This is a genomic window from Prevotella sp. AM23-5 (assembly GCF_003473645.1).
Classification (GTDB): Bacteria; Bacteroidota; Bacteroidia; order Bacteroidales; family Bacteroidaceae; genus Prevotella; species Prevotella copri_A.
In genome coordinates this window covers 454-10,371 of sequence record NZ_QUCG01000090.1, presented here as the reverse complement: position 1 = coordinate 10,371, position 9,918 = coordinate 454, and the positions used below count along the sequence as shown (strand labels likewise).

8 protein-coding genes are annotated in these 9,918 nt (G+C 51.1%); 2 read left to right on the top strand and 6 right to left on the bottom strand.

Features of this window, described 5'->3' with window-relative positions; genetic code table 11:
- Window positions 1-132: 132 nt before the first annotated feature.
- The 4 genes from DW657_RS15250 to DW657_RS15235 form a co-directional block, all read right to left on the bottom strand.
- Window positions 133-1,497, bottom strand: a complete 1,365-nt coding sequence (locus DW657_RS15250; RefSeq protein ID WP_233547146.1) for an MATE family efflux transporter — start codon at window positions 1,495-1,497, stop codon at window positions 133-135.
- A gap of 62 nt (window positions 1,498-1,559) precedes the next feature.
- Window positions 1,560-1,961, bottom strand: a complete 402-nt coding sequence (locus DW657_RS15245; protein WP_118313292.1) for a hypothetical protein — start codon at window positions 1,959-1,961, stop codon at window positions 1,560-1,562.
- 15 nt (window positions 1,962-1,976) lie between these two features.
- Window positions 1,977-3,980: an AAA domain-containing protein gene (locus DW657_RS15240; protein WP_118313291.1), complete on the bottom strand. Its 2,004-nt coding sequence runs from the start codon at window positions 3,978-3,980 to the stop codon at window positions 1,977-1,979.
- A gap of 65 nt (window positions 3,981-4,045) precedes the next feature.
- On the bottom strand, window positions 4,046-4,915 hold the full coding sequence (locus DW657_RS15235) for a PfkB family carbohydrate kinase (protein ID WP_118313290.1): 870 nt from the start codon (window positions 4,913-4,915) through the stop codon (window positions 4,046-4,048).
- A gap of 199 nt (window positions 4,916-5,114) precedes the next feature.
- Between DW657_RS15235 and DW657_RS15230 the strand changes: the two genes are divergently transcribed.
- Window positions 5,115-6,773: a putative transporter gene (locus DW657_RS15230; RefSeq protein ID WP_118313289.1), complete on the top strand. Its 1,659-nt coding sequence runs from the start codon at window positions 5,115-5,117 to the stop codon at window positions 6,771-6,773.
- A 57-nt stretch (window positions 6,774-6,830) separates the two neighbouring features.
- On the opposite strand, the gene DW657_RS15225 is transcribed toward DW657_RS15230, so the two are convergent.
- Window positions 6,831-8,504, bottom strand: a complete 1,674-nt coding sequence (locus DW657_RS15225; RefSeq protein ID WP_233547145.1) for an RluA family pseudouridine synthase — start codon at window positions 8,502-8,504, stop codon at window positions 6,831-6,833.
- A gap of 134 nt (window positions 8,505-8,638) precedes the next feature.
- Between DW657_RS15225 and DW657_RS15220 the strand changes: the two genes are divergently transcribed.
- Window positions 8,639-9,538 (top strand): DMT family transporter, encoded by a 900-nt coding sequence (locus DW657_RS15220; RefSeq protein ID WP_118313287.1) that lies wholly within the window; start codon window positions 8,639-8,641, stop codon window positions 9,536-9,538.
- Between the two features lie 94 nt (window positions 9,539-9,632).
- On the opposite strand, the gene DW657_RS17965 is transcribed toward DW657_RS15220, so the two are convergent.
- Entirely contained in the window at window positions 9,633-9,728 is a 96-nt protein-coding gene (locus DW657_RS17965; RefSeq protein ID WP_153090088.1) for a smalltalk protein, read from the bottom strand.
- Window positions 9,729-9,918: the final 190 nt, after the last annotated feature.

Genomic DNA, 9,918 nt, shown 5'->3' with positions numbered 1-9,918 from the left:
TTTCCTAACCCTTAGCAGAATATTTTTTAATGCAAATTTTTAAATAAATGAGAGCTTGGTTGTGCGGATTGCAAATCCGCAAGAAGTAGGTCGAACCTTTTTTGACTCCGGATTGCAAATCCGGAGGAACGCCTAGCGGACTTGCTCCTTCTTCAGATGCTTGTAAAGCCACAGGAAGGCGGGAATGAGGAAGAGATCTGCCATGACCCACGCCACAGGGTCGCCGAAGCAGACACCCGTCCACGCCAGGGCAGGCACCAGCCAGAGACTCACACCGCATCTCGCTATCATTTCCATTACGCCACTCAGCATCGAGAGATTGCTGTAACCCAAGCCCTGGATGCTGTAGCGCAGGATGGTGAGCAAGCCCAGACAAGGATAGAAATAGTTGGCTATACGCATAAACTGGGCAGCATAGGTCACTACTTCAGCCTCGCCCTTATCCACGAAGAGCATCATCATCTCGTCGGCAAACGGATAGATGAGCAGGAAGGTGAAGACGAAATAAACCAGCATCATCCTGATGGAAGCCCTTACGCCCAGACCGATTCTATCCAGCTTCCTGGCTCCCAGGTTCTGACCGCAATAGGTAGCCATCGCCACTCCGATGTTCTCGAATACGCAGGTAAAGAGATATTTGATGCGCATAGAGGCTGTGAATGCCGCCACATAAACCGTTCCCAGAGCGTTGTTGGCACTCTGCAGCATGATGAGGCCGATGGCGGTAATCGAGAACTGCAGACCCATCGGAACGCCGTTGTTCAGCAGAATGCTTACCTTCTTGTTGTCGAATTTCCTTTCCTCACCCTTCGGAATCAGAATCTGCATCTTCTTCTTGATAAACCAGATACAGAGCAGCACGGAGATTCCCTGCGATAGCCAGGTGGCAATGCCCGCACCCTCTACGCCCAGTCCCATGCCGAGAATCAGAATGCCATCGAGAATGATGTTGATAACGGAAGCTGTGATGAGAAAATAGAAAGGCTGCTTCGAGTTGCCCAGGGCACGGATCTGACCGGAGAGCAGGTTGTAGCCTATGGTGAAAGGAATCGCCGCAAACTGCAGCATCAGGAAGATGTAGGCGTCATCGAACACCTCCTTCGGCGTATTCACCAGGTGCAGAATCTTTCCGCAGAAGATGCAGGAAAGAAAGGTGATGACCACGGCAAAGCAGATGGCGATGCGGATGCTGTTGCTCACGTAAGCCCGCATCTTGGTGTAATCCCTGGCACCGAAAGCCTGGGCGATAGGGATGGCAAAACCGGCACAGGAGCCGTTGCAGAAGCCCATGATGAGGAACATGATGGAGCTGGATGCGCCTACTGCCGCAAGAGCTCCCACGCCAATCCATCTTCCCACGATGGCGGCATCGATGATGAGATACATCTGCTGGAGAATGTAACCCAGGATGAGTGGAATCGCAAATTTGATGATGGCTTGCAAGGGCGAACCCACCGTCATGTCGTTTGTTGACTTTGAACTTTGAGCTTTGAACATTGAACTTTATGATTAGTTTTTGTTATCCTAGAAATATAAAAAAGGAGGAGAATGCACTCATTTTATTTGAGCGCATCTCCAATCTTCTGCTTGATTTGTACCATTTTATTGCGGCGCTCGATGGAAAACGTATCCCCGTGGGTTTCCACATAATCGAAGAGCATGAAGGCCTTGTTCAGGAGTTCATCTCTTGCGGGCTGCCCCACCATGTCAGCCTCGTGATAATAGAGCTCGGCAAGCATATCCATTTTGGAGAGACGTTTCTCCTCGTCGTCGATTCCTGCCATTGCCTTCATCACATCCTCGATGGTGGCGATGCTGTAGAAGGCGTAGGGACCTACGTATTGATTGTAGAGCTCCTTAATCTTCTCACGTCTCACCTCCACCTCTTTCTTTTCGAGCATTCTTTCGAGTGCCGCCATAAACTCGCGAATCAATCGCTGTATGTAGTCTCGTTGTAGCATAAAATAGTCTTTATTTTATTCGTTGTTGTTGATTGCCTCCACATACTCCCACAGTTTCTTGTAGAAAGGATGCTTCGTCATCGTGTCCTTGTTGCCCAGGATGATGAGTTTCATGCGGGCTCTCGTCATCGCCACGTTCATGCGGCGAAGGTCTTTCAGGAAACCAATCTGGCCTTCATCGTTGGAACGCACCAGAGAGATGAGGATCACGTCTCTTTCCTGACCCTGGAAACCATCCACCGTGTTTACGCTGATCAGGCGGCGGTAAGGCTTGAAGAACTCATACTTCTTGATGAGCTTCTTCAGATACTGCACCTGGGCACGATAAGGCGAAATGATGCCTACGTCGATGCTCTCGCTCAATACTCGCTGCTTGCCTATCTTGGTGAAGTATTCCGCCAGGGTGAGCAGGGTAAGCTCGGCTTCTGCCTTGTTGATACGCCCGAAACTCTCGCCCACAAACTGTTCCTTGAAGTTCAAATCAGAATTCTGATTGGCTGCAGATTCAGAAGATGATGTGGATGCAGAATCTTCAGGCGCATCTCCTCCTTCTATCGTTATCTGATTCTCCTCGTTTGAAGTATCAATCCACGTTATCGGATGGTCGTAATCCAATACGCTGCGGTATTTGATCTGTGGCGCACTCTCCACCTTGCCCCCGTAGAACCAGTCGCTGGAGAATCGCATGATTTCATCGTTCATGCGGTATTGGATTTTCAGCAGGGTTACTACCTCCGGCTTGTTTTCGGCAATGCGCTCCATCAGGGTCTTGCCAAGTCCGGCTCTTAATGCCGCAATACTCTTCACGGTAGGTGGCAGCTGACAATGGTCGCCCGCCAGAATCACCCGGCTGGCTCTCTTCATCGGAATCCAGCAGGCGGCTTCCAAAGCCTGGGCTGCCTCGTCGATAAAGAGGGTGCCGAACTTCATTCCCTCCAGTAGGCGATGGGCAGAACCCACCAGGGTGCAGGCGATGACACGCGCCTCGCCAAAGAGTTCAGAATTGATGCGGATTTCTATTTCGGCGGCACGGCTCTTCAGCCTATCCATCTTCTGATGATAGTTCTCGCTTCCTTTCTTCCTGTTTTTTCTTAATTCTCTGATAGCCTTGCGGATAGCCCAGAGCTGCGGATAGTCGGGATGACTCTCGAAACGTCGCTCGTAGGTGAAGCCCAGCATCTTGTCGTTCACACGGGTAGGGTTTCCGATACGGAGCACGTTGATGCCTCTGTCCACCAGTTTTTCAGAAATCCAGTCCACCGCCATATTGCTTTGTGCGCACACCAGCACCTGACTCTCTCGCATCAGGGTTTCGTTGATGGCTTCCACCAGGGTTGTGGTCTTTCCGGTTCCCGGAGGTCCGTGAACAATCGCCACGTCCTTCGCCCAAAGCACCTCGTTCACAGCTCTTTCCTGGGTAGGATTGAGCCAAGGGAACTTCATCGGTTCGAAAGAGAATCTTCCTGCCTTCTGATGCGAATAGAATAAATCGCGGAGATAAGCCAGGCGGTTGTTCTTCGCCTTCATTACTCTATCCAGAGCCTCAAACATCAGTTTGTAGCTGGTTTCGTCAAAGGATAGCTGCACGCCGATAGGCTCCGTAGATTGCTGCAAGTCGAGTAGTGGGGCAGAATCTGGTACGGTAATCACCATTCTGTCGCCATCCACATAGCTCACGGTTCCCGTAAAAGAAAAATATTTGATACTTTGAACTTTTCTGCCCTGGTTCTCATTCTTGCCCATCTTCTTGACCATAAAGAACATGACGGGGCGACCGAACTCAAAATTGTGCTCGATATCCTGGTCAGAGGTACGGAAGACCTCGATGGCTGTTTGATTCAGCGAATTATAAAAGCTTTTTCCCACACGGAGCGGGAACCAGGCATCACCTCGTTTCACCTTTCGCTGCATTCCCATCTGTTCGGTGAGCTTGCGGAAGGCTTCCTTCTCGGTGTAATACTCCAGCTGGAGCAGGGTGCGTTGTTGCAATAATGCCTGAATTGGTGAAATCTGTTCCATATAGGATGCAAAGTTACACCAATTCAGGCAAAAATAAGAAGATAATAGGATAAATTATCTAAAATTTATTTCATGATGCGTTCTACGTCCTGGATGCTGCGGTTGAACGGACCATTGTGCTCCAGCTTGATGGTGCACATGGCAGCCGCAAACTTGCCAGCCTCGGTAGGAGTGGTACCCTGCAGACGCTTGTAGAGATAACCGGCAGAATAGGTGTCGCCGCATCCGGTAGCATCCACCACCTCGTGAGGCGGATAGGCAGGAATCTCATAGAAGGTATCATCCACATAGACGAGCGAACCCTCGCTGCCCAGCGTGATGATTACCTCGGTAACTCCCCACGAATGTATCAGCTTCGCAGCCTCGCGTGGCTCCTTCAGCCCCGTGATGGTCTCCATCTCCGTCTCGTTCACCTTCAGATAGTAGGTGTTCTTCAGCACTTCCAGCTTATCCTTCCAGTCTATCGGATACACCTTCTCGTCTCTCACCTCGCGCAGATAGCCCTGCACGTCGATGGAAACCCTTCCGCTGCGCGAGAGGAATTCCACTACCTCCGGCGAGAAATCATCGCTCAGCAGACTTCCCAGGTGATAGACCTTCGCCTCCACGTGCTCCAGCTGTCTGATGGTGAATGGATCAGCCTTGGCAAGCACACGCTGCTTGCGCTCGTTCTGGTTTTCTCCGTAGATATTCTCGAAGAAGACGGTATTGCGCGAAGGATTGAGGGTTACTTCTATGCCCGCCTGGCGCATCTTTTCTACAGGCTCAGTTTCTGTTGGGTCCATTGCCGTGATGAGCGAAAAGCTCACATCCTTAGGCAGTTGGTTGATGGCGTAGGCGAAGTAGAACGATGTGCCGCCAGCCATGTAAACAGTTCTGTTTGGGGTAACTATCTTATCTTTGGTTACGTGCCCTATACAACAAATATCTTTCATCTATTTCTATTTTAAACGGGTGCAAAGGTACAAAAAAACTTTGAGTTAGATTTGGTTTTTTGCTTTAAATTCAGCTTTTATTGCAAATATTTAGAAGAAAAGGGCGTTTTTCTTTTGTGATGTTCTTATTTTAATGTACCTTTGCAGCTGAATTTAGTAAACTGAACATTATCTCGAGAAAAGATAGAAACTTATAATTATGTGGTTTGATCATTTAATCAACGTGCATTCGGCGGTGCAAGGCATCGTCATTCTTTCATTGATTTGTACCCTAGGTCTTGCCCTGGGCAAGATTCATGTCAAGGGAATCTCCCTCGGCATAGCTTTCGTATTCTTTGTGGGCATCGTGGCGGGCCATCTCGGACTCTCCATCGACGAGAACATGCTGGAGTTTGCCGAGAGCTTCGGACTCACCATGTTCGTGTATGTGCTGGGCCTCTATGTGGGTCCCAACTTCTTCGGTTCGATGCGCCACGAGGGCATCTCGCTCAATCTCTGGAGCCTGGCAGTCATCGCCGTGGGAACCGTCTTTGCGCTCGCCCTGTGCCTGGTGCTGCCCGTGAGCCTGCCCGATATGGTGGGCATTCTCTGCGGCGCCACCACCAATACTCCGGCTCTGGGTGCTGCCCAGCAGGCGCTGCAGCAGTTGGGAATGCCTAGCGGCGGAGCTGCCCTGGGCTGTGCGGTAACCTATCCTCTGGGCGTTGTGGGTGTCATCCTGGCGATGATGTTCCTGCGCAAGCTCTTCGTAAAGCCTGAGGACCTGGAGATCCGACGTGCCGATGAGGATGACCATACATCCATCGGACAGTACGTCATCGTAAACCCGGCTCTCAACGGCAATACCATCGCCGAAATCTCGATGATGACCCATCGCAAGTTCATCATCTCCCGTGTATGGCGAGGCGAGCAGGTCATCGTTCCTGAGGCTGATACCGTGCTCCATACCAACGATAGTGTGCTCGTGGTTACCAATAAGGATGAGGCAGCTGCCATGCAGATACTCTTCGGAAAGAAGGTGGATAAGGAGTGGAATAATGATAAGGTGGACTGGAACGCCATCGATGCCAAACTGGAGAGCAGAATCATCGTGATGACCCGTCCGGGACTCAATGGCAAGCGACTGGGAAGCCTGCAGATGCGCAATACCTATGGCGTGAATGTGAGCCGAGTGCTGCGTGGTGATATCCGACTGCTGGCTACCGATGACCTCCGTCTGCAGTATGGCGACCGTCTGACGGTGGTGGGCGACCCTACGAGCATCGACCATGTGGAGCAGTTTCTGGGCAATGCCGTGAAGACGCTGAATGAGCCTAACCTGGGCGCCATCTTCCTGGGTATCATTCTGGGACTCGCCGTGGGAACCATTCCGCTGAATATTCCGGGAATGACGGCTCCCGTACGTCTGGGTATTGCCGGTGGTCCTATCGTAATGGGTATTCTGATTGGTGCGCTGGGCCCTAGGGTGCAGTTCATCTCTTATATGACGCGTAGTGCGGGACTGATGCTCCGCGAGTTGGGTCTTGCCCTGTATCTGGGCTGTCTGGGCCTGTCGGCTGGTGGACAGTTCTTCGAGACGGTGGTTCGTCCCGAGGGTTTGATGTGGGTAGGCATCGGTTTCCTCATCACGGTGGTTCCGGTTATCATCGTGGGCTTCATCATCCTGAAGACCAAGAAGTACGATTTCGGCAGCATCTGCGGCATTCTCTGCGGCAGTATGGCGAATCCGATGGCGCTTACCTATGCCAACGAGACCCTGGATGGCGATACGCCTAGCATCAGCTATGCTACGGTTTATCCGCTCGGCATGTTTATCCGAGTCATCATCGCCCAGGTTATCATCATGTTCTTCGTGTAAATATTGTTAATCCTGCGGATTTCTATCCGTAAAAATATTAGAAAAGGCTGATTTCAGTTAGAAATCAGCCTTTCTCTTTATCGTTATTTTCTTACCCGTCAGGGGATGTTCGAAGGTAATCTCCTCGGCATGTAGATACAGTCGGGCAGCCTTCTCGTTGCCGTAGAGCGGATCGCCCAGGATGGGAGCATTCAAACCCTCCTGATAGGCACAATGCACACGCAGCTGGTGGGTTCTGCCCGTCTTGGGATAGAGGGCGATGCGGAGATGGGAGCCGTCGATGCGCTCCAGGATTTCATACTCCGTAATGGCCTCCTTGCCCTGCTCGTAATTCACTATCTGGCGGGGGCGGTTCAGATAATCGGGCAGCAGCGGAAGGGAGATGATTCCCTTTTCCGGAATCTCCTTTCCCGAAATGATGGCAACGTACTTCTTCTGTATCTGATGATTCAGGAACGCTTGCTGCAGACGATGATAGGCAAATTCGGTCTTGGCAATCAGCAGTACGCCGCTGGTCGCCATGTCCAGCCGGTGAACGATGAGCGGACCGGTAGCCTCTGGATATTTGCTGCGCATCAGCGCATAGACTGACGGTTGGGCAGCGTCTTTCCCCGGCACAGACAGCAAACCTTCGGGCTTGTGGATGACCGCAATTTCTCTATCCTCATAAAGTGTTTCCACCTTATTATATATAGATAGGTTGGCGGCTGTCGGTTCGAAAGTAGAAGCAGGCAGCATCCAATGCAGTATCGGCTTGCACTTGCCGTTGCAGGCTGGATAGAACTGCAGGTGGTGGCGGATTTCCTCCTTCGGGCTTTCTCCCCACCAAAACATAGCCATCTGCAGCGGTTTGTAACCATGCTGGTAGGCATATTGCAGCAGTTTCGGTTCGCAGCACTCGCCACTTCCGGCTGGCGGCACCATCTTCAGGGCTGCAATCCTGCTCGTAGCTATTGCCGCCTGCGGATACTCCTTCAGGGCTTCATCTCTGAAAATCTCCAGCAGATCCTTGCTCTCTCCCTCCTGGTTCAGCATTCTGAACTGCGAGAAAAGCCATTGCTGCAGGGCATCAGAGAGTTGCTTGCGCAGCTGCTTCAGCCTCAGTATATTCTCCTGATAATCCTCAAATTCCGTTTCCAGGGCAGTCTTTTCCGAGAGCGATTTCTTCAGTCGGCGCAGTTCAGCCTTCATAAACTGGCTTTCCCTGATCATCTCCGCCTCTTCCGCTTCTGATAGGTTTCCTGCCTCTCTGCGGCTGTCACGCTTTGCCTTCGCTTCCTTCATCTTCTCCTGATAGGCGGCGATGGTACGCTTCCGCTCCTCCTGCAGTTGCCGGATCAGGGTTCTGGCTTCCTTCATCCTTTCATCCTTCTCCAGGTGGCTGATGCTCTGGTTGATACGTGAGATTTCCGCCTCGTGAGTCTTGAAGTAGCCGTCGGGCTGCAGGTAGTCGAATACGGCAGGCACGAAGTCCTCCCAGTCGCTTCTTCCGCCAATCTGTCCGCTGTAGGCTGCCAGGTATCCCCATTTCGGAGCCTCGCTATCGGCAGCTGAGTTTCCCCATTTTGGGACATCGGTATCTGTTTTTACATTTTCTACGATGAGCACGCCAAACATTTTGCCGCGCGCAATCTCTTCCTGCCAGTCTTCTCGTCTGGCAAGCATCTCCTGCACTTCCCTGCACGCCTGGATGCAGAGCGGATGCGGTTCGTAATCCAAAGGATTGTTCATCCTTGCAGGAACATTTTCTGAAGTATGATGGAATGGATGGAAAATCATGCTGCAAAGGTACAAAAAAAATGCAGAAGTCTTGGTTTATCCACAGAAAAATCTTACTTTTGCACCATTAAAGGAAAAATTAAGATATGCAAACGAAAAATAACAATATATTCTACCATCTGGTAGCCTTCCTGACGGTGGCGATCTGGGGAACCACCTTCGTTTCCACCAAGGTGCTGATGCTGAACGGGCTTTCTCCTGCTCAGATTTTCACCCTGCGTTTCAGCATCGCCTACGTGCTGATGCTGGCGTTCAATCATCGCCGTCTCTTTGCCGATTCCTGGCAGGATGAGGCTAAGATGGCGCTGCTGGGCATTACGGGCGGTTCGCTCTATTTCTGCAGCGAGAATGAGGCGATGAACTTTACCACCACCACCAATACCTCGCTCATCGTCTGTTCGTGTCCGCTCTTTGCCACCCTGCTGGTTCGTCTGGTCTATAAGGATTCCAACCGCATTCATATCGTCCAGCTGCTGGGTTCTCTTCTGGCATTTGTGGGTATGATCATCGTGGTATTGAACGGCAGGTTTGTGCTTCATCTTTCTCCTGTGGGCGATGCATTGGCGTTTACGGCGTGTATGTGCTGGGCGATTTATTCGCTGCTGATGAAGTCAACCACGGGCGATTACAGTCCTGCATTCATCACCCGCAAGGTGTTTTTCTATGGTGTTCTCACCATCTTGCCTTATTATATCTTCATTCCGGGTTTTCCTTCGCTCGAGGTATTCACCCGTCCCCAGGTATTCGGCAATCTGTTCTTTCTGGGCTGCCTTGCCTCTATGATCTGCTTCCTTACGTGGAACTGGTGCATTTCAAAACTGGGAACGGTAAAGGCTACCAACTGGGTGTATTTCAACCCGATAACGACGATGATTTTCGCTTCGTGGGTGCTTGGCGAGCAGATTACCCCCTATTTTCTGGCGGGTGCCGCCTGCATTCTGATAGGAATGTATGTGGCGGATAAGAAGACGAAAGGGGAACAGTAATAGATATAAAAAAGGAGCAGTAATAGATATAAAAAAAGAGGGTGCGTCATTAGTCTATGACGCATCCTCTTCTTTTTTTAGTATTTGTGTTGTTCTACGACATGCAGCTCGTCACGCCCAGAGAGGCGGCGATAGCGGTTAAGATAGATAGTACTATCTGAAATACTGTTTTCCAGGTTTCTTTCTTCATAAGCAGTTTTTTTTAGTGATTAATGATTTACAAACTTACGTTGTCGCCGCCGCCGTCGGTTCCGCTGCCAGTGCCCTGGCTGGTGCCACCGCCGCCCTGGCTGGTTCCGCCGTTATCCTTGTTGGTCTCGCCGCCAGCGCCCTGGCTAGTATCACCACCACCTGGCGTATTTTCAGTTCCGCCGCCATCC

Bases quoted from the DNA above. Each gene is read 5' to 3' on its own strand.
- DW657_RS15250 (WP_233547146.1), bottom strand. From the start codon at position 1,497: ATGTTCAAAGCTCAAAGTTCAAAGTCAACAAACGACATGACGGTGGGT.
- DW657_RS15245 (WP_118313292.1), bottom strand. From the start codon at position 1,961: ATGCTACAACGAGACTACATACAGCGATTGATTCGCGAGTTTATGGCG.
- DW657_RS15240 (WP_118313291.1), bottom strand. From the start codon at position 3,980: ATGGAACAGATTTCACCAATTCAGGCATTATTGCAACAACGCACCCTG.
- DW657_RS15235 (WP_118313290.1), bottom strand. From the start codon at position 4,915: ATGAAAGATATTTGTTGTATAGGGCACGTAACCAAAGATAAGATAGTT.
- DW657_RS15230 (WP_118313289.1), top strand. From the start codon at position 5,115: ATGTGGTTTGATCATTTAATCAACGTGCATTCGGCGGTGCAAGGCATC.
- DW657_RS15225 (WP_233547145.1), bottom strand. From the start codon at position 8,504: ATGAACAATCCTTTGGATTACGAACCGCATCCGCTCTGCATCCAGGCG.
- DW657_RS15220 (WP_118313287.1), top strand. From the start codon at position 8,639: ATGCAAACGAAAAATAACAATATATTCTACCATCTGGTAGCCTTCCTG.
- DW657_RS17965 (WP_153090088.1), bottom strand. From the start codon at position 9,728: ATGAAGAAAGAAACCTGGAAAACAGTATTTCAGATAGTACTATCTATC.